The following is a 22,954-nucleotide window of genomic DNA, read 5'->3' on the forward strand; positions in this document are numbered from 1 at the left end:
GTACAAGGCAAAAAGCGTCAATTATCATGCGCTTCTAACACTGTATGCAGATTTGCGCTTTTGACTCATTGAAATTAAGCAGGGTATGCCCCACATTATGAGTAATATTAAATTTACTTATTTGAGGTCATTATGCAGCTCCAGCAGCTTCTTAGTGAAATACTTCCAGCTACCAGTTACAGCCACCGTTCTGACCTGGGTGTCATTTCCGTCATGGGTCCAGATAGCGCGAAGTTACTACAAGGCCAAACCACCGCTGACATGAAACTGGTGTCGGAGCAGAGCAGCACATTTGGTGCTGTCTGTACCCCTAAAGGTCGTATTATTGCAAACTTTTTTATCGTGCGAACGGCATCTGAGTCCTACCAGCTGGTATTAAAACTGGATGTTCTGGATACCCTTTTAGCGCACCTGAAAAAGTACGCTGTATTTTTTAAGACCGAGTTAAACAATGTCAGTGAACAGTTCCATGTCAGTTCTATGTTTGCTTTGACAGATAACACTACGCCACAAGAGCAATACGAACTCGCTATTTTGACAACTTATCAAGATGGCTGCAGTCAGTTAATTTTGAATAACACCTATTACCAAGAAACGTTGACGGTTGCTCCTGTTACGGAAGAGTTACCGGATGCAGAAGACCCAGCAGCTCATCAGGTAATGGGGCTCTTAGCGGCACGTCCTCTCATTGGCGAAAGTTTACGTGAAGAGATTTTGCCGCAATGGATCAACATGCATCGCAACGGTGGCATCAGCTTTACCAAAGGCTGTTATACCGGACAAGAAATTGTGGCGCGCATGAAATACCGTGGAAAATCTAAGAAGCATTTAGCTTTAGCCGTAAGTGATAACTCACATACCATCGGTTCAAGTGTCGCTAATGAAGAAGACAAAACGATAGGCGAAATATTTGATGTGGCTCAAATTGGTACCGTAACCGTCGCCCAGTTAATATTGAACGTCGATCAAAGTGATATAAAAAGTGTGGTATCTGAAGGCAAAGAGATGCAATTGATCCCACTGCCTTACGTACTAGGCAATTAATAGAAAGGCGTGCTGAACGGCGCGCCTTTTTAGCTTTGCCCTACTCAACGGGTTGCAGGTGAGCGCTCCAATCTATCGGCGTCTTACCGATACCAAGCAAATAATCATTTGCTTTAGAAAAATGACCGCACCCCAAAAAACCACGATAGGCAGACAATGGTGACGGATGCACACTTTCTAGTACTAGGTGTTTATCGCGATTAATGTGACGACCCTTCTTTTGCGCATAAGCCCCCCACAACATAAACACAACCCCTTGGTGGTGCTCGTTAATCAGTTGAATGATCTGGTCGGTAAAGGTTTCCCACCCTTTTTTCTGATGCGAACCTGCCTTTGATGCCTCAACGGTTAACACACTGTTCAGCAGTAACACCCCTTGTCGTGCCCAATTGATTAAATAACCGTGATCTGCGATAGGGATGCTAAGATCGGTTTCCAATTCTTTATAGATATTGACCAATGAGGGTGGTGTTTTCACACCTGGCTTAACCGAGAATGAAAGTCCGTGCGCCTGGTTCGGTCCGTGGTAAGGGTCCTGCCCTAAAATCACCACTTTGACATCTGCAAATCGAGTTTCATTGAGCGCATTAAAGCAATCACTTGAATGAGGGAAGATCACCTTTTTGGCCTCTTTTTCTTTTACCAAAAAGTCACGCAATGACTGCATGTATTCTTTATCAAATTCTTCTGCTAGATAAGCTTGCCAATCGGCTGCAAGGTTCATAGTCACTCTGCTGTAAAGTAAGGGTTAAACACGGGGTCTGTTAGCAACGCATGATACCACTGCAAACAGTCTAAATCTTGAATGCCACTGACGAGGTGCTTTAACAGCAACCAGATTAATTCTCTTAACACGTAGGCCTGACGATATTGAGTGATAATTGCAGAGTGCTGCGCGTCCAGCTTCGCTTCAAATATAATCAGATAAGCTTGTTTGATTTGCGCATCATTCAAATGATGCGCATGTACTAACACTGCAAAATCAAATAGCGGATCGTTCATGCCGGCACACTCCCAGTCGATTAAACGCACCTCGCCATCTTTAACGAGCATATTTTTAGGGTTCAGATCATTGTGGCAAACACTGAGCCGTTTTGGTCGTACTGGCATAGTTAAGGTTTGAAAGAACACGGAGGCTTGCTGATATAAATCTTTAATTTCATGATGATTAGGATGATGTTCGATGTGATCCAACCAAGATGCCATAAGAGCGTATACGTCATACTCATGAGATACGGCGGTAATACAATGTAATGCACGCATTGCTTGGCAGATAGGCTCTAACGTCAACGTCGTATGTTCGACTTCCCAAGAGTAGGTTGTACCGTCTAAAAATTCACTGGCGACAACGTTACGTTCATTTTTCCAAAGTACTCGAGCCGTCAAACCATATTCTGCAGCCTTTTGCCATATTTCAAGTTCTGCACTACGATTCACACAGAATGCAACATCATTCAAAGCGGAAATTCTGACAACAATGCCTAGGTGATAAGGCCAATGGACATGGTAGGTATGATTGGAGAAGCCTTCATCTAGCTCAGAAACCTTCAGGTCCCCCTGTTCCGGCAAGATAGAGTTCATTTGCTTCAAATACTTAGAAAGTGGACACATTTTCAATCACTTATTGCCAGAGGAACAAACCGCTGTCAGAATGTCGTTGATAACCATTCGAGTCAATACAATACTGTTGAAGCACATAAATGAATAAGCACGAAGACATTATTCGCAGAATCCAAGAAAAACTGAGTACGTTGAGTAAATCTGAACGTAAGGTTGCTGAAGCCATTTTAGCCGACCCTAAAACGACTATTCACTCCAGCATTGCGAAACTTGCCGCACGTGCCGAAGTAAGTGAGCCAACGGTTAACCGTTTTTGTCGTAGTCTAATCGGTAGTGGCTTTCCTGATTTCAAAGTAGCGCTCGCGCAAAGTTTGGCGAAAGGAACACCTTATGTAAACTTAAACGTTGAGCCTGATGATGCCGCTGGCGCCATAACTAATAAAATCTTTGAAGCAGCAAAGAACAATTTAACACGTGCTCAAGAGCTCCTACCCGAAGCACTGATCAGCCGTGTCGTTGATGTACTGGCTCAAGCACGACGCATTGAATTCTATGGTTTAGGTGCCTCAGGCCCTGTTGCCAAAGATGCTCACCATAAGTTTTTCCGTTTAAACATGCCGGTCGTAGCATACACAGATATTCTTGTGCAACGTATGGCAGCAGCGGGCACTCATCCGGGTGATGCAGTGGTTGTGATTTCACTTTCTGGCCGAACATTGCCGTTGATTGAAACCGCTCGAGTGGCTCGTGAAGCGGGCGCGACTGTTGTTGGAATTACCAACCCTGGATCGCCTCTAACGGAGCATTGCTCGATCGTGTTACCGATCGAAGAAACAGAAGATACGGATATCTATACGCCAATGAGCTCACGAATTGTTTACTTAACACTGATCGATGCGTTGGCGACTGGCGTCTTGCTAAAACGCGGTCCAGAGTTTAATGAGCACCTGCGCAAACTTAAGTTAAGCGTTCAAGACACTCGCCTTCCAAAACAAGAATGATCCGATACTTATGCTCTAAGCCGAACGAGGCTTAGAGCATTTTCTCCTGTTGAGTCGCGCACTCAAGCCATTTTTATTGTTGCACCGTAGAATCTCGATAATTTGCCGGATTTTTTTGAAAGAATCCAATCCTATTGATACATAGAATCATCGGTCAAGTTTCATAAAGTTTACCAACTGCAATCATGCAGTGGCGCTTTGCCGACTCTCGTTACAATAAAGATTATTAATATACGAGGCAGTCTAGCGGATTATGTTCGTATACCGCTCGGCAAACAGTGTGCCTCGTTAACTATGATAATAAGAGGACTAAAAAATGATCGACAATAGCTTAGCAATAAGCTTCACCTTCCTAGCGTATCTAGTGGTCATGCTAGGCATTGGCTTATATGCCTACAAACGCACATCTAGCTCGGAAGACTATTTCCTTGGCGGTCGTTCATTAGGTCCTTGGCCTACTGCACTCTCTGCAGGCGCTTCTGATATGAGTGGCTGGTTACTGCTAGGTTTACCTGGCTACGCTTTTGCTGCGGGCATGGAGTCTCTTTGGCTTGCCGGTGGCTTATTAGCTGGTACCTATTTAAACTGGTTAATCTGTGCAAAGCGCCTACGTACTTATAGTGTTGAGTCAAATACACTGACACTTCCGGAGTACTTCTCTAGCCGCTTCCAAGATAAATCTAAACTGATTCAGACGATTTCAGCCTTTTTTATCTTATTATTTTTCCTTTTCTACACCAGCTCTGGCCTCGTTGCAGGCGGTAAACTGTTCGAAACTGTATTTGGCCTAGATTACCGCTGGGCGGTCATAATCGGGACTGTTTGTGTCGTTTCGTACACGCTATTCGGTGGTTTCCTAGCGGTCTCTTGGACCGATTTAGTTCAAGGTCTTTTGATGTGTGCCGCATTGGCCATCGTTCCATTTGCAATCATGGAGGGTGAATGGTCAACACTAACGACAACACTTGCTGATAAAAACCCTGAATTACTGACGCTATGGAATGACGTTAATGGCGAGCCTTTAAGCATGATTGGTATCATCTCATTGGTCGCTTGGGGTCTAGGTTATTTTGGCCAACCTCATATTTTGGCTCGTTTTAAAGCGGCACGTTCAAACAAAGACATCGCAACAGCGCGTCGTATCGCAGTAGGTTGGACTACTATCGCTATGACCGGTGCTTTATTGATTGGTTTAGTTGGGATTGTATACGTCGATAATCATATGGGCGGAGCGCTGGAGGACGGCGAAAAAATCTTTATGATTTTGGTTAATGCCGTATTCAGTCCTGTTATCGCAGGTATTCTTTTAGCTGCTATTTTGGCCGCTATCATGAGTACAGCCGATTCTCAGTTGCTTGTGTCTTCATCCGCACTAGCCGAAGATTTCTATAAGACTTGGATCAACCCAAAAGCCACGCAGAAACAGATTGTCAATGTGGGTCGCCTAGGGGTTGTTGCTCTGTCAATTATTGCCTTGATTCTAGCCTTTAATCCTGAAAGTTCTGTATTAGGTCTTGTATCTTATGCATGGGCAGGTTTTGGCGCGGCATTTGGTCCAGCGGTTATTCTTAGCTTATTCTGGCGCAATATGAACCGTAACGGTGCCTTAGCAGGTATCTTAGTCGGTGGTATTACGATCGTTGTTTGGAAGCAAATCTCTGGTGGCATTTTCGATGTTTACGAGATCGTACCAGGCTTCATTCTTTCTACACTGGCAATTGTTGTAGTCAGCTTAATGAGCGGAGCTCCAGAGAAAAAAGTATTGGATACTTTTGATTCTTACGAAAAGAATTTAGAAACTCTAGACTAAGCGTTTAATAGAGTTACTAGCAAAAAAAGCCGAGCATGTATTATGTGCTCGGCTTTTTTATGCCTATCACCTACGATGATGGCTGTTCCCTTGAAGTAATTTAAGTCAAAAAAAAGGCCTCCGAAGAGGCCTAAACACCATTACTAACAAACGTTAGTAGTCAGAGAAATCTATTAATCATGAAACAGGCTACATGCCCCCTGTTCGGCACCGTTCACTAACATACGGTAGCTGGCAAACAGTTCACGCCCCATACCTTGATGAGAAGCGGTTAAATCGCATTGTGCCTGCTCACGCTGGCCAAGCTCATCATCGCTAATTAAAACCGTTAATGTGCCTTCTATCGCATCTAAACGAACCAAATCACCCGTTTGAATCTTACCAATGACACCGCCAGCCAACGCCTCAGGTGTTAAGTGTATCGCCGCCGGCACTTTGCCCGATGCTCCCGACATACGACCATCGGTCACCAGCGCCACTTTATAACCCTGATCTTGAAGGTTGCCTAAGTACGGTGTGAGCTTATGCAGTTCAGGCATACCTAGGGCTTTCGGGCCTTGGAATCGAACAACCGCAACACAATCTCGTTTTAATTCACCGCTGCGGATCGCTTCCACTAAATCATTCTGATCATGAAACACGGCTGCGGGCGCCTCAATAATGCGGTTTTCTTCTTTCACGGCTGAAACTTTAATCACTGCACGCCCAAGGTTGCCCTTCAAAAGCGATAACCCACCTTCTTGACTAAATGGGTTTTCAATAGGACGAACCACATCTTCATCTAGGCTAGCTTCAATTCCGTCACGCCACACCACATTATCGCCATCCATAAACGGCTCTTTAGTGTAGTTTGTTAAACCGTGCCCCATGATGGTATTCACGTCTTCATGCAGCAAACCGCCTTTTAACAGTTGCTTGGTTAAAAACGCCATACCGCCTGCCGCCTGGAAATGATTAATATCTGCTTGGCCGTTTGGATAAATACGTGTTAGCAGTGGTACAACTTTTGATAGCTCTGAAAAGTCTTGCCAATTAATGAGGATACCTGCGGCACGAGCGAACGCAACAATATGCATCGTGTGGTTGGTTGAACCACCTGTAGCGAGCAATCCAACAATGGCATTTACAATGGAACGCTCATCAATGACTTTATAAATAGGTCGGTACTCATTGCCCAACGCCGTGGTCTTCGTTGCTAGTTGAGCAACATGTCGCGTTAACGCCTCACGCATCGGGTCTTCTGGGTTCACAAAGGAAGAGCCTGGTAACTGCAGTCCCATCATTTCAACCAATAACTGATTAGAGTTCGCGGTCCCATAGAAAGTACAAGTACCCGCACTATGGTAAGACGCCGACTCCGCTTCTAAAAGTTCATCACGAGTCGCTTCCCCTTTTGCGAAGCGCTGACGAACCGCCGCTTTCTGAGCATTGGTGATACCTGACGGCATTGGACCTGCAGGCACAAAGAAACAGGGAAGGTGACCAAAGCGAAGCGCAGCAATAAGCAATCCTGGAACAATTTTGTCACAAATACCTAAGAATAACGCGGCATCAAACATATTATGGGATAAGGCAATCGCAGCACCTTGTGCGATATTGTCGCGACTAAAAAGCGATAATTCCATTCCCTCAAGACCCTGCGTCACACCATCACACATAGCTGGTACACCACCTGCAAACTGTGTAATAGAGCCCATCTCTGCAACAGCCTTACGAATAATGTCTGGATAGTTTTCATAAGGTTTGTGGGCTGACAACATGTCATTATAGGAAGAAACAATGCCGATATTAGCTTCGTCCATCAATTTCAATTTCTGCTTGTCTTGAGGCTGACAGGCTGCAAATCCATGCGCTAAGTTGCCACATGATAATGCTCCGCGATGTGGACCCTTTAACTCAGCCTGCTTCATATCCGCTAAATATTGAGCACGTAGATCTTTACTGCGCTCAATAATGGCTTGGGTTACTTGTTCCACAATAGGATTCATTATCTCTTCTCCGTCTATATTTTATGAAAAACACATAAAACCAATTTATGTAATTTTACTACATTTTAATAAAATAAATACAACAAACAAGCTAAAACGGGTTAAAAACACCCATCACTGTAATTTTTTTACCAAAAACACTGCCAATGATTGTTTTTTTCGCTAGAATAGAGCTATAAAACAAGCTATATGACGGAACATTACAAAGACGTGACTGTTTATTGAACAATAACGCCATTATCATCGTTTGCAGCCACTAAGAGTTTTTATTTTTGTAGTGTTTTTACAATAAGATTGAAAGAAATCTGTTCTACACTTATCCCTTAGGACAGAATGTATGTTTAACATTAGGAGTGAGATATGACGATTAAGGTAGCTATCAACGGTTATGGACGTATCGGACGCAACGTACTTCGTGCCCTGTACGAGTCTGGCAAGCGCGACCAAATCCAAGTCGTAGCCATCAACGATCTTGGTGATTCCAAAATCAATGCTCACTTAACTAAATATGACACAGTTCACGGACGTTTCAATGCGAAAGTGGACTTCGATGCGGAAGCGCTATACATCAATGAAGATAAAATCCTAACTTTCTCTGAACGCGATCCGTCAAAATTGCCTTGGGCAGACCTAGGTGTTGACGTGGTTTACGAGTGTACTGGGTTCTTCACAACAAAAGAAACCGCAGGCGCGCACATTTCAGCAGGTGCTAAAAAGGTCATTATTTCAGCGCCAGGCAAAGAAGTCGATGCAACCGTTGTATACGGCGTTAACCAAGAAGTTCTAACTTCTGATATGACGGTTATTTCCAATGCCTCTTGTACAACTAATTGCCTAGCACCGATAGCTAAACCATTAAATGAAAAGCTAGGCATTGAAAGTGGTTTAATGACGACGATTCATGCTTACACTAACGATCAGCGTTTATCCGATGTTTACCATGAAGATCTATACCGTGCTCGCGCAGCGGCTATGAATATGATTCCTACTAAAACTGGCGCAGCTGCGGCGGTTGGTTTAGTTGTACCTGCGCTTGCAGGAAAATTTGACGGCATGGCCGTTCGTGTTCCGACAATTAACGTTTCATTGGTCGACCTAACGTTCCTTGCTCCTCGCGAAACGACCGCTGAAGAAGTAAATAAAATTATTGAAGACGCTATTGCTGCAGACCCTATCTTGGCAGAAGTCTTGTGCGTCAATTATGAGCCTCTGGTTTCATCAGACTTCAATCACAGCACATATACCTCCAACTTTGATGCGACTCAAACACGCGTTCAAGGAAAACTGGTTAAAGTCATGGCGTGGTATGACAACGAATGGGGCTTTTCAAACCGAATGTTAGACAATACCATTGCATTTATGAACGCTAAATAATGCATATTCACAAAGGCTGCTGACGCAGCCTTTTTCGTCTCTGATATACTGTTACCACGCTTTAACTCTCTATTTGGATTAAAAATGACTCGCAGAACCAAAATCGTTGCAACGTTAGGCCCATCTTCAAGCTCACCAGAAATGATCGAAAAGCTGATTTTGGCTGGGGCAAACGTCTTTCGTTTAAATTTTTCTCACGGACAAGCAGAAGATCATATTGATCGCGCAAAAGTCGTGCGTGAAATGGCAGCTAAAAACAAGCGTCATGTAGCGATTCTAGGCGACCTTCAAGGTCCTAAAATCCGTATCGCTCGCTTTAAAGAGACTAAAGTCACCTTGCAAGAAGGCGCGACTTTCATTCTTGATGTTGGCTTTGATAAGAATGCTGGAGACGAAACACGTGTTGGTATTGACTACCCACAATTAGCGGCGGACTCTTCTCCAGGCAACGTACTATTGTTAGACGATGGTCGTGTTGTGCTGGAAGTCACTGCAGTCAACGGCAATGAAGTCGTTACTAAAGTTGTTGTCGGCGGAGCCTTGTCAAATAATAAGGGTATCAACCGTCAAGGTGGGGGTCTTTCTGCTGCCGCCCTTACGGAAAAAGACAAAGAAGACATTAAAACAGCTGCCGCACTTAAAGCCGATTACCTTGCTGTGTCTTTCCCTCGAAGCGCTGCGGATATCGAAGAAGCCCGTGCATTAGCCATTGCCGCAGGCCTAGAGACTGGCATTGTCGCCAAAGTTGAACGCGCTGAAGCGGTTGCAGACAATGACACGCTAGACGCGATCATTCGTGCATCTGATGCCGTAATGGTTGCCCGTGGTGACCTGGGTGTTGAAATCGGTGATGCTGAGTTGATCGGCGTTCAAAAGCATATGATCAAACGCTGCCGTCAATTAAACCGTCCTGTTATTACCGCAACACAAATGATGGAAACGATGATTACTCAGGCAATGCCAACGCGTGCCGAAGTATTCGACGTGGCGAACGCGGTATTAGACGGCACGGATGCGGTCATGCTGTCTGCTGAAACGGCAGCCGGTGCCTTCCCAGAGGAAGTTGTGAAGAAGATGGACAGTGTCTGTATAGGCGCTGAAAAACAACCTTCTGTAATGCGCTCTAAGCACCGTTTAGACATCACCTTCACATCGGTTTCTGAAACAATTGCGATGTCTGCAATGTATGCCGCCAATCACCTTGAAGGGGTGAAAGCGATTATCAGCTTAACGGCTTCTGGCACAACCCCATTGTTACTGTCTCGTATTTCTTCAGGACTACCCATTTTTGCGTTGTCGCCCAACCAAGAGACCCTGAACAAATGCGCGCTATACCGTGGCGTGACACCGGTTGCTTTCTCTTCTCAAGAGTACAACGTAGACACCATCATTTCAGGCCTAGTGAATAAAGTGAAATCGCTCGGTTTGGTAAAAGATGGAGACCTAGTGATTTTGACTAAAGGCGATCACTTGGTATCACATGGTACCAGTAATATGATTAAAGCCGTAAAAGTAGGCGAAGTCGTTTAATGGATAAAAAAACCATCACCACTGCAGCGCGTAAACGCGTTGCTTTGGTGGCTCATGACAATATGAAGCCCGAACTAACCTTTTGGGCTCAACAGCATAAAGACAAACTCATTAACCATGAGCTAATGGCAACGGGCACGACAGGTAATTTGCTACAAAAACACCTTGGTGTACCTGTAACCGCATTAATTAGCGGCCCTCTTGGTGGAGATCAGCAGTTGGGCGGTCTTATCGCAGAAGGTAAAATTGATGTTTTAATTTTCTTTTGGGACCCTTTTGAACCGATGCCTCATGACCCTGATATCAAAGCGCTTCTGCGCGTCGCAGCTGTGTGGAATATCCCAATCGCCTGCAGCGTTTCATCTGCCAACTTCCTCATAAGCTCGCCACTTTTTGATGAGCCTTTTGAAAAGCAAATCCCAGATTATGAAAGCTACCTAAAGGCGAGAGTTTAACTCGCCTTTTTTGATTTTGTTCAGTCCCTTCTAACACATTAAAAAAGTCGTTTCTAAGCATACCCTAACTCGCGGTTTCGACGAAAATCGGCTATATTATCGCCCCTCTTTACAGGAGTTGAGCACTGCTCCTCCGAAAACTTGAATTTAACCTCCGACACTCCCCTCATAAACGTTGGAGCACAGCGCAGGAGAACGACTTTGCAAGCTAAAATAGCCCTTATTATGGGATCTAAAAGTGACTGGGCCACCATGGAAGCCGCCGCAGAAATCATGGACAAATTAGGCGTTGCTTACCATGTCGAAGTGGTATCTGCTCACCGTACACCGGTGAAGCTTGCTGAGTTCGCTGAGAGTGCTGTAGAGCGCGGCTTCAAAGTGATTATCGGTGGTGCTGGCGGCGCTGCTCACCTACCTGGTATGGTTGCAGCTCATACGCGTTTACCAGTTCTAGGTGTACCAGTACAAAGCAAAGCGTTAAACGGTATGGACAGCCTACTGTCTATTGCTCAGATGCCAAAAGGTGTGGCTGTAGGAACACTTGCTATCGGCACTGCAGGCGCATTTAACGCGGGCCTACTTGCCTGTCAGATCTTAGCGAACGAAGACGCAGAGCTTGCACAGCGTATTGATTCATTCCGTGATGAGCAAACTGATACGGTTCTAGCTAATCCCGATCCACGTGAGGCTTAAAACATGTCATCTATTTGGGTATTAGGCGCTGGTCAACTCGGTGCCATGTTGAAACAAGCAGCAAATCCACTTGGTTTAGATGTTCGTCCTGTTGATATTGAGACAGATGAAACACTGCCCCTTAAAGCCGATGATATTGTCACGGCTGAACGTGAAGATTGGCCTGAAACTGCTGCAACAAAACAACTTTCGGCACATCCGAACTTTGTTAACTTGGAAACATTTCCACAACTTGCTGATCGCTTAACGCAAAAACAGTGGATTGATAAACTCGAGCTTGCAACGGCACCTTGGTTTCCTGTTGAAGACGATTCAACTGCAGAAAAAGCCTATCAAACCTTGGGCGACCGTGTGCTAATGAAACGCCGTCGCGGTGGCTACGATGGTAAAGGTCAATATTGGCTAAAGCAGAGCGAAGGCACAGAGATCCCTGATGATTGGAAAGGTCTAGCGATTGCAGAGCAAGCGATCAACTTTGATGAAGAAGTATCTGTTGTCGGAGTGCGTGGTAAGAATGGTGAGAAGTACTTTTACCCATTAACACTAAACTTGCACATCAACGGTATTCTTTACGCTTCTATCTCTCCTCTGCAGCGACTTGAACACTTACAAGGCCAAGCTGAAAGCATGCTGGGTAAGCTAATGGATGCCTTAGATTATGTCGGCGTCATGGCAATGGAATGTTTCCGTTGTGGTGAGGAGCTGCTAATCAACGAACTAGCACCACGCGTTCACAACAGTGGACACTGGACTCAAGCTGGTGCAAGTGTGAACCAGTTTGAAAACCATATTCGTGCCGTTGCAGGACTACCTCTTGCACCTGCAGAAGTGAAAAACCAGAGTATGATGGTTAACTTAATCGGCGTTGACGTTGATTACGATTGGCTTGCAATCAAGGGCTTAGAACTTTACTGGTATCGTAAAGACGTTCGTCCAGGCCGTAAAGTAGGCCATTTAAATGCGTGTTCAGGTGATTTAGAACAACTTCAATCGATTATAAAATTATTGAGTAACATGCCAGCGCCTTACGATGAAGCGCTTGGTTGGTTATCGAAGAATTTACCCTCCGCTTAATTGCTAAAAAGGCTGCCTTGGGCAGCCTTTTTTACATCTCAACACGATTCTATTCTTATTCGCTCAAAAAAAAGCAAACAATGTGCTTGTTTATTCATAAGAATTACTTAGGATAAGACTGTTAACTCAGCAACTTAACATATTAATCAAACAATAAGCTGAGTAGCATTCCCAAGGAACCTTGAATGAATCACTTAGAATTAGATGCATACGATTGGAAGCTACTTAAAGCGCTTCAATCTAATGCACGCTTATCTAATGTTGCTTTATCTGAGCAAGTTAACCTTTCTCCCTCACAGTGTTCTAGGCGCTTACAGCGACTAGAACAAAGCAACCTTATTGAATCTTACAATACACAGTTAAACAGCACCGAACTTGGCTATCAGGTAACTGCGTTTGTCTTCGTCACATTAGATAAAGGTAACAGCCTTGCTCGCAAACATTTCCAAGAACGTATATCAACAATAGACACTGTTTTGGAGTGTTACTCAGTCACAGGTGCTTGTGATTATTGGTTAAGGGTCATTGCTCAAGACCTGAGTTCTTTATCTGACTTTTTAAGTGACACACTCTCAAATATGGAAGGCGTCCGCGATGTTAGCTCCACACTCGTATTGAGTAAGATTAAACAAAGTGCATCTGTGCCTTTACCCGATCACTAAGACTTAGATACATCGGGTAAACGTATGGCCATGACCACGCCAATCAGTGTAATCAGGGCATACACCAAAACGAGTAGCTCAAGTGAAAATACATCACCCAAAATACCGATTAAGCTAAATATCAGTAACATCACACCAATCGCGGTATTACCAACCGCGACATAGCTTGTACGTTTATTGCCCTCAGCCATATCCACCAAATACGTTTTACGCCCCACACGTATGCCCTGATGAAATACCGTTAATAGAAAATAAAATAGCGGTAAAAGCCATACCGAGCTTAATGCCGAGGGTGCTAATTGAGCAATGACAAATAGAAACACACCTGTCATCGCCCCTAACGTCGAGGCTGTTATTAATACCTTACGACTAGAAACATCGGAAAACCGTCCCCAGAAAGGGCCTGATAAAAGGCCAGCAAGACCACTTAAACCCATAAACATTGCCAGAACCCAAACAGAGTTACCAATACGATCCTCTGCCAGTACAACGTAATAAGGGGCACTCAAGGCTGTACCGAGAAAGCACGCTCGTGTGATAACAAAATGACGAAATGATTTATCAGTTTTTAGTAACGCTAGCTGTTTTAGCGAATCAAAAAAACTAAAATCAGATTCTTCTGTGTCACTTTTGGTCTCTTCTACTTTGGAGAATATAAGCGCGGATAGAAGCCATAAAACAGCGCCTAAAACGAGCCCCCACACAAAGTATGCGGATGTATGCCAGTCATACAGATAGCTCACAGCCATCATCACAGCAATACCAATCGTAACCAATCCAGCAGCACTGGCGGATAACCCTGTTACTTGACCGCGTTCAGACTTTGGAATGGTTTTACCTAAAATATCTTTCGTTGCAACAGAGTTTAACCCCCTAGCTAAACTGAATAACGTCAGCAGTAGCAAAATACAAACTCCCGCCGCCAAACCATCTAATGAGTCGGCCACCAAGGCCATAAGCAATAATGACAATGCCTGTACGGCACTTCCAGATACCCAGACCCATTTACGAATTGCTAACCGCCTCATAGCACTTGCTATAAACAGCTGCGGTAACAAAGAGCCTGACTCACGAATCGGGACCAACCAAGCAACTAAAAAGGTAGGCGCTCCAACGCTTTGCATCAACCATGGCAGCGTTACCTTTGGGTTTACGATGGCATCACCGGTATTCGTCAGAAACTGAGCAGAAATTAATTTTAAAAAGTTCTTAGCGACCGAACGCTTTTCTTCACTGTCTTTTTCACTGGTCTTCACCATCCACTTATATAACTTCATTACCCACGACTGACCACTCATTCATTAAGCCCTTATTCTCATCAACAGTATTATTGCGTAATATTTTATCGAAACAGTTTAAAGAATTGCGCAGCTAATCATAAAGTAATGAGGTTCAATACGATAAAATACACCAAAGAGTAACGCTCTTAGCTCTACAAAAGCGTGATAAAACGACAACATGTTTATTTTCATAAGCTCAAGAGATAAGCCGAATCCACCCTACGATTATTTATGAGAGAAGATCCTGTATGACAAACGACACCACCAGCGATCTCAACCCTAAGATCTGCACCCTTGAAGAGTTTGCCAAGTTAGCCGACTACTCTTTAAGGGATTCACTAAATGCCGATCCAGAAGCCCATAAAAATGGCAATGATCATCGACCAAGACAAGTCTACTCGGGTCATTATGTACCGGTAACGCCGACTCTTTTACCAAATGCTGAATACATTGCTCACAGCACCGCTTTCTTTGAAGAACTAGGATTAGACGATAAATTGGCAAAAACACCAGGCTTTCAAAGTGTTTTTTCTGGGGATCTGTCTAAAGCACCAACCCCGATGTCTAAACTTGGCTGGGCAACCGGTTACGCCCTCTCCATTTACGGTACTGAATATACACAGCAATGCCCTTTTCGCACAGGCAATGGCTATGGCGATGGACGCGCTATGTCGATATTTGAAGGCATATTCAAGGGTAAACGCTGGGAAATGCAACTAAAAGGTGGCGGACGAACGCCCTATTGCCGCGGCGCCGATGGCCGTGCTGTGCTGCGTTCAAGCGTACGCGAATTTTTAGCACAAGAAGCGATGCACGCCCTTGGGATTCCTAGTTCTCGCTCCCTTAGCTTGTTCGTATCAAAATCCGAGTGCGTAGACCGACCTTGGTACTACAAAGGCTCTCAGTCCAATGACCCAGAAGTAATGGTCTCCAATCCAGTGGCGATTTCAACCCGAGTCGCGCCGTCATTCATACGTGTCGGTCAGCTAGAACTGTTTGCCCGTCGCGCTCGTAACAACGCCCATGTCGATGCGCTCAAAGAGCTTGAAATGATAGTGCTGCATTTAATCGACAGAGAGTACCAAGAAGAAATCGATCCTGCTCTAGGCTTCTCTGACAAGCTGCTCGAGCTAGCTCAATTGTTCCGAGAAAGGCTAAGCTCCTTAGTGGCTAACTGGATTCGTGTCGGCTACTGCCAAGGCAACTTTAATGGTGACAACTGCCCAGCAGGAGGTTACACCCTAGATTACGGCCCATTTGGGTTCTGTGAAATATTCGACCCGGCTTTCCAGCCTTGGACAGGCGGCGGTCGCCACTTTTCCTTCTTGAATCAGCCATTAGCTGCGCAGCAGAACTTCAGTATGTTCTGCAAATCACTAGAGCCATTACTACAAAGTGAACCAACCGCCCACAAGGCGCTGCTGCAAATCCGTGACGAATTCAGCCATGTCATGCAACAAAAAATCGAGGCGATGTGGGCCAGCAAACTAGGGCTTAAAGACTATGACTCAGCACTGGTGTTAGATTTACTAAAATTGATGGTCAGCACCCGCGCCGACTTCAATATGTTCTTCCGTGAGTTATCTCATGTACCCGATGACATCACCCCACTGACAAACAGCTTTTACAAAAAGCCCACGCCAGAACAATTAGAGCAATGGCAACAGTGGCTCGACCAATGGCGTACAGCCATCAATGCTAATGAGCAACACGTCAGCGTTAGCCAAGCGATGAAACAAGTGAACCCAAAATACACTTGGCGCGAGTGGCTTATCGTTCCTGCTTATCAACAAGCAGAACAAGGCAACTACGCGTTAATCAAAGAACTACAAGAAGTACTGAATAACCCCTACCAAGAGCAGTCTCAAGAAATGGAGGATAAATACTACCGTTTACGCCCAGAAGAGTTTTATCGCATGGGCGGTGTCAGTCATTACAGCTGCTCTTCCTGAGTTTGAGTCACTAGACCTCGAAGGATTACTTTGCAAGATTTAAGCATCCCTTTTGATGTCACGCGTCGAAGCATGAGACAGGCGCAAGCGGGGCACAAAAGAGGATGCGCAATCTAACTGAGTTGATGCGTTGAGGTGAGGAAAACCGCAGACACAAAAAAGCCCTGACAGCATCGCTATGAGGGCTTCCTTTGTAGGATGCTTGACGATATCTATACCCTTGCGGTACGACCTATATCTATCCCCTTGTGGGACTCACACATGGGATCTCCCACACGACCATCGGCGCTGGTGAGCGCCTGCGGCGTGTTGAGAGCCACTCCTGAGTTCGGGATGGGATCAGGTGGTGCTCTGTCTCTGTTTTTCTGAACACCTTCTCTGACTGATGCCATAAGGCGCACGCTTTTGATGTCACTCGCTGACGCGTCGAAGGATGAGACAGGCGCAAGCGGGGCACAAAAGGGATGCGCAATCTAACTGAGTTGATGCGTTGAGATGCGGAAAACCGCAGACACAAAAAAGCCCTGACAGCATCGCTATCAGGGCTTCCTTTGTAGGATGCTTGACGTTATCTATTCTTGCTGGACTCCCACACTACCATCGGCGATGGTGAGCGCCTGCGGCGTGTTGAGAGCCACTTATGAGTTCGGGATGGGATCAGGTGGTGCTATGCCTGTGTTTTTCTGAACGCCTTCTCTGACCAATGCCATAAGGCGCACGTTTTTGATGTCACGCGCTGACGCGTCGAAGCATGAGACAGGCGCAAGCGGGACATAAAAGGGATGCGTAATCTAACTGAGTTGATGCGTTGAGGTGCGGAAAACCGCAGACACAAAAAAGCCCTGACAGCATTGCTATCAGGGCTTCCTTTGTATGATGCTTGACGACGACCTACTCTCACATGGGATCTCCCACACTACCATCGGCGATGGCGCCTTTCACTTCTGAGTTCGGGATGGGATCAGGTGGTTCAACGCCTCTATGATCGTCAAGCAAACGGGTTTGCGATCGTTTTGGGGGGCTTCTGTTTGCCTTAGCCAAAACACGCAAGTTCGTGAACTTGAGTCTTTAACAATAAAACTTTTGAAATAATGATAACCAAGTATCAAACCAGTACCTCCAAGGATGGAGGCAATACTGAAAATTGTCTGGAACAATTTCAGTAGTGTCGTAATCTGTAGTACAGCGAGTATGTTTTCTTCACACTCGACCTCCATGGAAGGAGGAAGTACTGTTCGTTGTCTGGAACAACGACAGTAAAAACCATTTTGGTGTTATATGGTCAAGCCTCACGAGCAATTAGTATTGGTTAGCTCAATGCCTCACAGCACTTACACACCCAACCTATCAACGTCCTAGTCTCGAACGGCTCTTTAGGGCACTTTAAGTGCCAGTGAGATCTTATCTTGAAGGAGGCTTCCCGCTTAGATGCTTTCAGCGGTTATCCCGTCCGAACATAGCTACCCGGCAATGCCACTGGCGTGACAACCGGAACACCAGAGGTTCGTTCACTCCGGTCCTCTCGTACTAGGAGCAACTCTTCTCAAATCTCAAACGTCCACGGCAGATAGGGACCGAACTGTCTCACGACGTTCTAAACCCAGCTCGCGTACCACTTTAAATGGCGAACAGCCATACCCTTGGGACCGGCTTCAGCCCCAGGATGTGATGAGCCGACATCGAGGTGCCAAACACCGCCGTCGATGTGAACTCTTGGGCGGTATCAGCCTGTTATCCCCGGAGTACCTTTTATCCGTTGAGCGATGGCCCTTCCATACAGAACCACCGGATCACTAAGACCTACTTTCGTACCTGCTCGACGTGTCTGTCTCGCAGTTAAGCGCGCTTTTGCCTTTACACTCTATGCATGATTTCCGACCATGCTGAGCGCACCTTCGTGCTCCTCCGTTACTCTTTGGGAGGAGACCGCCCCAGTCAAACTACCCACCACACAGTGTCCTCGATCCGGATAACGGATCTGAGTTAGAACCTCAAACATACCAGGGTGGTATTTCAAGATTGGCTCCATGAGAACTGGCGTCCTCACTTCAAAGCCTCCCACCTATCCTACACAAGTAGGTTCAAAGTTCACTGTGAAGCTATAGTAAAGGTTCACGGGGTCTTTCCGTCTAGCCGCGGATACACAGCATCTTCACTGCGATTTCAATTTCACTGAGTCTCGGGTGGAGACAGTGTGGCCATCGTTACGCCATTCGTGCAGGTCGGAACTTACCCGACAAGGAATTTCGCTACCTTAGGACCGTTATAGTTACGGCCGCCGTTTACTTGGGCTTCGATCAAGAGCTTCGCTTGCGCTAACCCCATCAATTAACCTTCAAGCACCGGGCAGGCGTCACACCCTATACGTCCACTTTCGTGTTTGCAGAGTGCTGTGTTTTTAATAAACAGTCGCAGCCACCTGGTATCTTCGACCGACTGATGCTTACGGAGCAAGTCCTTCACATCGGCCGGCGCACCTTCTCCCGAAGTTACGGTGCCATTTTGCCTAGTTCCTTCACCCGAGTTCTCTCAAGCGCCTTGGTATTCTCTACCTGACCACCTGTGTCGGTTTGGGGTACGGTTCGATCATATCTGAAGCTTAGAAGTTTTTCCTGGAAGCATGGCATCAACCACTTCGCCCAAAAGAGGGCTCGTCGTCAGTTCTCAGTCTTAAAGGGACCCGGATTTGCCTAAGTCCCAAACCTACCGCCTTAAACACAGACAACCATCGCTGTGCTGGCCTAGCCTTCTCCGTCTCTCCATCGCAATATGTACGAGTACAGGAATATTAACCTGTTTCCCATCGACTACGCATTTCTGCCTCGCCTTAGGGGCCGACTCACCCTGCCCTGATTAACATGGGACAGGAAACCTTGGTCTTCCGGCGGGGGAGTTTTTCACTCCCCTTATCGTTACTCATGTCAACATTCGCACTTCTGATACCTCCAGCCTGCTTTACAGCTTGACCTTCAACGGCTTACAGAACGCTCCTCTACCATACTAATAAATTAGTATCCGTAGCTTCGGTGTACAGTTTGAGCCCCGTTATATCTTCCGCGCAGGCCGACTCGACTAGTGAGCTATTACGCTTTCTTTAAAGGATGGCTGCTTCTAAGCCAACCTCCTAGCTGTCTAAGCCTTCCCACATCGTTTCCCACTTAACTGTAACTTTGGGACCTTAGCTGACGGTCTGGGTTGTTTCCCTTTCCACGACGGACGTTAGCACCCGCCGTGTGTCTCCCGCGCTCATACTCATTGGTATTCGGAGTTTGCATGGGGTTGGTAAGTCGGGATGACCCCCTAGCCCAAACAGTGCTCTACCCCCAATGGCAATACGCGAGGCGCTACCTAAATAGCTTTCGAGGAGAACCAGCTATCTCCGAGCTTGATTAGCCTTTCACTCCAATCCACAAGTCATCCCCGGACTTTTCAACGTACGTGGGTTCGGTCCTCCAGTTAGTGTTACCCAACCTTCAACCTGCTCATGGATAGATCGCCCGGTTTCGGGTCTAATGCTAGCAACTGAACGCCCTATTAAGACTCGGTTTCCCTACGCCTCCCCTAAACGGTTAAGCTTGCTACTAACATTAAGTCGTTGACCCATTATACAAAAGGTACGCAGTCACGGAACTAAGTCCGCTCCCACTGCTTGTACGTACACGGTTTCAGGTTCTATTTCACTCCCCTCACTGGGGTTCTTTTCGCCTTTCCCTCACGGTACTGGTTCACTATCGGTCAGTCAGGAGTATTTAGCCTTGGAGGATGGTCCCCCCATATTCAAACAGGATATCACGTGTCCCGTCTTACTCGATTTCATTAAAAAGGCGTTTTCGTATACGGGGCTATCACCCACTATGGCGGCCCTTTCCAGAGCCTTCTACTAACACCAATTCAACTTAAGGGCTAATCCCCGTTCGCTCGCCGCTACTAAGGGAATCTCGGTTGATTTCTTTTCCTCCGGGTACTTAGATGTTTCAGTTCCCCGGGTTCGCCTCGTATGGCTATGTATTCACCATACGATACCCGCAAGCGGGTGGGTTTCCCCATTCGGACATGTTCGGATCAAAGCTTGTTTATCAGCTCCCCGAACCTTTTCGCAGATTACCACGTCCTTCATCGCCTCTGACTGCCAAGGCATCCACCGTGCACGCTTGGTCACTTGACCATATAACCCAAAATAGTCTTATCTATTCTGAACTACATACCAACGAGCTTTTGTGTCTCAGTTGGATTTACGATCATAGAAAGTCCTCTAGGTTAAAGAGTCTTTCCACCGGTTTGACGCTTGATTATCGTCTATTTCAAAAAGTTAAATTGTTAAAGAGCAAGTTTAGTGCAAAGCACTAAGTCAGAGACTAGGAGTCATCAGTCAACATCGAATAGGATAATATCCCTCGATTAACTGTCCAAGCATCTTGCTTAAGGCTTTGAATTGTGTCGGTTTCGCAGAACTGCGAAGAAGTAGATTTTCGTATGAAGTGGTGGAGCCATGCGGGGTCGAACCGCAGACCTCCTGCGTGCAAAGCAGGCGCTCTCCCAACTGAGCTATGGCCCCTCTAATACTTCATCGTATTTTCTACATTTTGTCATAACATTCAAGTATTTTTGAACATTATTAACACCAGCATCTTAAGAGATAGACTCTTTGAAATACTGGTGGGTCTGGGCCGATTTGAACGGAAAGACATGACCTCACCCACTTTTAACAAAGAGAATGGGGTGCGCTCTAACCAACAAGCGGCTTAACCGGTTTCCAATCTTGTGATTGGTGGGTCTGGGCCGATTTGAACGGCCGACCTCACCCTTATCAGGGGTGCGCTCTAACCAACTGAGCTACAGACCCGGTCCAGACTTACGACACTCTAAACTACAGATATCAGATAATTTGTGTGAACGCTCACCAGAGCCTCTATATCGTTTAAGGAGGTGATCCAGCCCCAGGTTCCCCTAGGGCTACCTTGTTACGACTTCACCCCAGTCATTGACCACTCCGTGGTAACCGCCATCCCCGAAGGGTTAAGCTAGCTACTTCTGGAGCAATCAACTCCCATGGTGTGACGGGCGGTGTGTACAAGGCCCGGGAACGTATTCACCGTGACATTCTGATTCACGATTACTAGCGATTCCGACTTCATGGAGTCGAGTTGCAGACTCCAATCCGGACTACGACGCACTTTGTGGGATTTGCTTACTCTCGCAAGTTCGCGGCCCTCTGTATGCGCCATTGTAGCACGTGTGTAGCCCTACTCGTAAGGGCCATGATGACTTGACGTCGTCCCCACCTTCCTCCGGTTTGTCACCGGCAGTCTCCTTAGAGTTCCCACCCGAAGTGCTGGCAAATAAGGATAAGGGTTGCGCTCGTTACGGGACTTAACCCAACATTTCACAACACGAGCTGACGACAGCCATGCAGCACCTGTCTCAGTGTTCCCGAAGGCACCAATTGATCTCTCAAAAGTTCACTGGATGTCAAGAGTAGGTAAGGTTCTTCGCGTTGCTTCGAATTAAACCACATGCTCCACCGCTTGTGCGGGCCCCCGTCAATTCATTTGAGTTTTAACCTTGCGGCCGTACTCCCCAGGCGGTCTACTTATCGCGTTAGCTGCGCCACTAAAGATAAAATCCCCAACGGCTAGTAGACATCGTTTACGGCGTGGACTACCAGGGTATCTAATCCTGTTTGCTCCCCACGCTTTCGCACCTCAGTGTCAGTATCGGTCCAGGGTGTCGCCTTCGCCACTGATGTTCCTTCCTATATCTACGCATTTCACCGCTACACAGGAAATTCCACACCCCTCTACCGTACTCTAGCCTGCCAGTATCGGGTGCAATTCCAAGGTTGAGCCCTGGGCTTTCACATCCGACTTAACAAACCACCTACGCGCGCTTTACGCCCAGTAATTCCGATTAACGCTCGCACCCTCTGTATTACCGCGGCTGCTGGCACAGAGTTAGCCGGTGCTTCTTCTGAAGCTAACGTCAAGATAATTGGATATTAGCCAATCACCCTTCCTCACTTCTGAAAGTGCTTTACAACCCGAAGGCCTTCTTCACACACGCGGCATGGCTGGATCAGGCTTGCGCCCATTGTCCAATATTCCCCACTGCTGCCTCCCGTAGGAGTCTGGGCCGTGTCTCAGTCCCAGTGTGGCTGATCATCCTCTCAGACCAGCTAAAGATCGTCGCCTTGGTGAGCCTTTACCCCACCAACTAGCTAATCTTACGCAGGCTCATCTAATAGCGAAAGGTCCGAAGATCCCCTCCTTTCCCCCGTAGGGCGTATGCGGTATTAGCATGCGTTTCCACATGTTGTCCCCCACTACTAGGCAGATTCCTACGCGTTACTCACCCGTCCGCCGCTCGTCAGCAAATTAGCAAGCTAATTCCTGTTACCGCTCGACTTGCATGTGTTAAGCCTGCCGCCAGCGTTCAATCTGAGCCATGATCAAACTCTTCAGTTTAAAAAGCTTGCTCAAACTCATGAATCACGTCTGACTTTAACTATGTTCAATCAACTACCTAAGTAATCGA

14 protein-coding genes, 2 tRNA genes and 3 rRNA genes are annotated in these 22,954 nt (G+C 46.3%); 10 read left to right on the forward strand and 9 right to left on the reverse strand.

Features of this window, described 5'->3' with window-relative positions; genetic code table 11:
* Nucleotides 1–132 precede the first annotated feature (132 nt).
* Complete coding sequence (locus ACPUEK_RS18405) at nt 133–1,044, forward strand: YgfZ/GcvT domain-containing protein (RefSeq protein ID WP_425641764.1); 912 nt, start codon at nt 133–135, stop codon at nt 1,042–1,044.
* A gap of 40 nt (nt 1,045–1,084) precedes the next feature.
* On the opposite strand, the gene ung is transcribed toward ACPUEK_RS18405, so the two are convergent.
* Nucleotides 1,085–1,768: a uracil-DNA glycosylase gene (ung, locus tag ACPUEK_RS18410; protein ID WP_067221578.1), complete on the reverse strand. Its 684-nt coding sequence runs from the start codon at nt 1,766–1,768 to the stop codon at nt 1,085–1,087.
* Between the two features lie 2 nt (nt 1,769–1,770).
* Nucleotides 1,771–2,655, reverse strand: coding sequence for a phosphotransferase (locus ACPUEK_RS18415; protein WP_425641765.1), 885 nt, complete (start codon nt 2,653–2,655; stop codon nt 1,771–1,773).
* 89 nt (nt 2,656–2,744) lie between these two features.
* Between ACPUEK_RS18415 and hexR the strand changes: the two genes are divergently transcribed.
* Nucleotides 2,745–3,605: a transcriptional regulator HexR gene (gene hexR, locus ACPUEK_RS18420; RefSeq protein ID WP_067032579.1), complete on the forward strand. Its 861-nt coding sequence runs from the start codon at nt 2,745–2,747 to the stop codon at nt 3,603–3,605.
* 316 nt (nt 3,606–3,921) lie between these two features.
* The gene (gene putP / locus ACPUEK_RS18425; RefSeq protein ID WP_067221580.1) at nt 3,922–5,415 is read left to right on the forward strand and encodes a sodium/proline symporter PutP; all 1,494 of its coding nucleotides are present in this window, start codon (nt 3,922–3,924) and stop codon (nt 5,413–5,415) included.
* 173 nt (nt 5,416–5,588) lie between these two features.
* On the opposite strand, the gene edd is transcribed toward putP, so the two are convergent.
* Nucleotides 5,589–7,403 (reverse strand): phosphogluconate dehydratase, encoded by a 1,815-nt coding sequence (edd, locus tag ACPUEK_RS18430; RefSeq protein WP_425641766.1) that lies wholly within the window; start codon nt 7,401–7,403, stop codon nt 5,589–5,591.
* 360 nt (nt 7,404–7,763) lie between these two features.
* Here edd and gap point away from each other — a divergent pair, with 360 nt between their 5' ends.
* The 6 genes from gap to ACPUEK_RS18460 all read left to right on the forward strand — a co-directional run bounded on the left by gap (nt 7,764) and on the right by ACPUEK_RS18460 (nt 13,191).
* Nucleotides 7,764–8,777: a type I glyceraldehyde-3-phosphate dehydrogenase gene (gap, locus tag ACPUEK_RS18435; protein ID WP_067221588.1), complete on the forward strand. Its 1,014-nt coding sequence runs from the start codon at nt 7,764–7,766 to the stop codon at nt 8,775–8,777.
* Between the two features lie 84 nt (nt 8,778–8,861).
* Nucleotides 8,862–10,307, forward strand: coding sequence for a pyruvate kinase (gene pyk / locus ACPUEK_RS18440; RefSeq protein ID WP_067032590.1), 1,446 nt, complete (start codon nt 8,862–8,864; stop codon nt 10,305–10,307).
* Nucleotides 10,307–10,762, forward strand: a complete 456-nt coding sequence (locus ACPUEK_RS18445) for a methylglyoxal synthase (protein ID WP_067221593.1) — start codon at nt 10,307–10,309, stop codon at nt 10,760–10,762. Before pyk ends, ACPUEK_RS18445 begins: the two co-directional genes overlap by 1 nt.
* 201 nt (nt 10,763–10,963) lie before the next feature.
* Nucleotides 10,964–11,455 carry a 5-(carboxyamino)imidazole ribonucleotide mutase gene (purE, locus tag ACPUEK_RS18450; protein WP_067032598.1) on the forward strand — a complete coding sequence of 164 codons (492 nt, stop codon included), beginning with the start codon at nt 10,964–10,966 and terminating at the stop codon, nt 11,453–11,455.
* 3 nt (nt 11,456–11,458) lie between these two features.
* Complete coding sequence (gene purK / locus ACPUEK_RS18455) at nt 11,459–12,529, forward strand: 5-(carboxyamino)imidazole ribonucleotide synthase (protein WP_425641769.1); 1,071 nt, start codon at nt 11,459–11,461, stop codon at nt 12,527–12,529.
* A gap of 185 nt (nt 12,530–12,714) precedes the next feature.
* Nucleotides 12,715–13,191 (forward strand): Lrp/AsnC family transcriptional regulator, encoded by a 477-nt coding sequence (locus tag ACPUEK_RS18460; RefSeq protein WP_067221598.1) that lies wholly within the window; start codon nt 12,715–12,717, stop codon nt 13,189–13,191.
* On the opposite strand, the gene ACPUEK_RS18465 is transcribed toward ACPUEK_RS18460, so the two are convergent.
* On the reverse strand, nt 13,188–14,489 hold the full coding sequence (locus ACPUEK_RS18465) for an MFS transporter (protein ID WP_425641771.1): 1,302 nt from the start codon (nt 14,487–14,489) through the stop codon (nt 13,188–13,190). The genes ACPUEK_RS18460 and ACPUEK_RS18465 overlap by 4 nt on opposite strands.
* 230 nt (nt 14,490–14,719) lie before the next feature.
* Here ACPUEK_RS18465 and ACPUEK_RS18470 point away from each other — a divergent pair, with 230 nt between their 5' ends.
* Complete coding sequence (locus ACPUEK_RS18470) at nt 14,720–16,423, forward strand: protein adenylyltransferase SelO (RefSeq protein ID WP_425641772.1); 1,704 nt, start codon at nt 14,720–14,722, stop codon at nt 16,421–16,423.
* 878 nt (nt 16,424–17,301) lie between these two features.
* Here the strand turns inward: ACPUEK_RS18470 and rrf are convergent.
* The 5 genes from rrf to ACPUEK_RS18495 all read right to left on the reverse strand — a co-directional run bounded on the left by rrf (nt 17,302) and on the right by ACPUEK_RS18495 (nt 22,884).
* Nucleotides 17,302–17,416: ribosomal RNA gene (gene rrf / locus ACPUEK_RS18475) — 5S ribosomal RNA — on the reverse strand.
* Between the two features lie 285 nt (nt 17,417–17,701).
* A 23S ribosomal RNA gene (locus ACPUEK_RS18480) occupies nt 17,702–20,588 on the reverse strand.
* Nucleotides 20,589–20,902: 314 nt separating this feature from the next.
* Nucleotides 20,903–20,978: transfer RNA gene (locus ACPUEK_RS18485), tRNA-Ala, on the reverse strand.
* A gap of 211 nt (nt 20,979–21,189) precedes the next feature.
* Nucleotides 21,190–21,266, reverse strand: a tRNA-Ile gene (locus ACPUEK_RS18490).
* Nucleotides 21,267–21,342: 76 nt separating this feature from the next.
* Nucleotides 21,343–22,884 (reverse strand): 16S ribosomal RNA (locus tag ACPUEK_RS18495).
* The 16S, 23S and 5S rRNA genes sit together here with 2 tRNA genes alongside, the layout of an rRNA operon.
* Nucleotides 22,885–22,954: the final 70 nt, after the last annotated feature.

The organism is Marinomonas gallaica, assembly GCF_049821165.1.
GTDB classification, from domain to species: Bacteria; Pseudomonadota; Gammaproteobacteria; order Pseudomonadales; family Marinomonadaceae; genus Marinomonas; species Marinomonas gallaica.

Excerpts from the sequence above, each read along its gene's own strand:
- gap (WP_067221588.1), top strand. The coding sequence starts at position 7,764 with ATGACGATTAAGGTAGCTATCAACGGTTATGGACGTATCGGACGCAAC.
- ACPUEK_RS18415 (WP_425641765.1), bottom strand. The coding sequence starts at position 2,655 with ATGTGTCCACTTTCTAAGTATTTGAAGCAAATGAACTCTATCTTGCCG.
- ACPUEK_RS18405 (WP_425641764.1), top strand. The coding sequence starts at position 133 with ATGCAGCTCCAGCAGCTTCTTAGTGAAATACTTCCAGCTACCAGTTAC.
- ACPUEK_RS18470 (WP_425641772.1), top strand. The coding sequence starts at position 14,720 with ATGACAAACGACACCACCAGCGATCTCAACCCTAAGATCTGCACCCTT.
- putP (WP_067221580.1), top strand. The coding sequence starts at position 3,922 with ATGATCGACAATAGCTTAGCAATAAGCTTCACCTTCCTAGCGTATCTA.
- edd (WP_425641766.1), bottom strand. The coding sequence starts at position 7,403 with ATGAATCCTATTGTGGAACAAGTAACCCAAGCCATTATTGAGCGCAGT.
- hexR (WP_067032579.1), top strand. The coding sequence starts at position 2,745 with ATGAATAAGCACGAAGACATTATTCGCAGAATCCAAGAAAAACTGAGT.
- purK (WP_425641769.1), top strand. The coding sequence starts at position 11,459 with ATGTCATCTATTTGGGTATTAGGCGCTGGTCAACTCGGTGCCATGTTG.
- pyk (WP_067032590.1), top strand. The coding sequence starts at position 8,862 with ATGACTCGCAGAACCAAAATCGTTGCAACGTTAGGCCCATCTTCAAGC.
- ung (WP_067221578.1), bottom strand. The coding sequence starts at position 1,768 with ATGAACCTTGCAGCCGATTGGCAAGCTTATCTAGCAGAAGAATTTGAT.
- ACPUEK_RS18460 (WP_067221598.1), top strand. The coding sequence starts at position 12,715 with ATGAATCACTTAGAATTAGATGCATACGATTGGAAGCTACTTAAAGCG.
- ACPUEK_RS18445 (WP_067221593.1), top strand. The coding sequence starts at position 10,307 with ATGGATAAAAAAACCATCACCACTGCAGCGCGTAAACGCGTTGCTTTG.
- ACPUEK_RS18465 (WP_425641771.1), bottom strand. The coding sequence starts at position 14,489 with ATGAGTGGTCAGTCGTGGGTAATGAAGTTATATAAGTGGATGGTGAAG.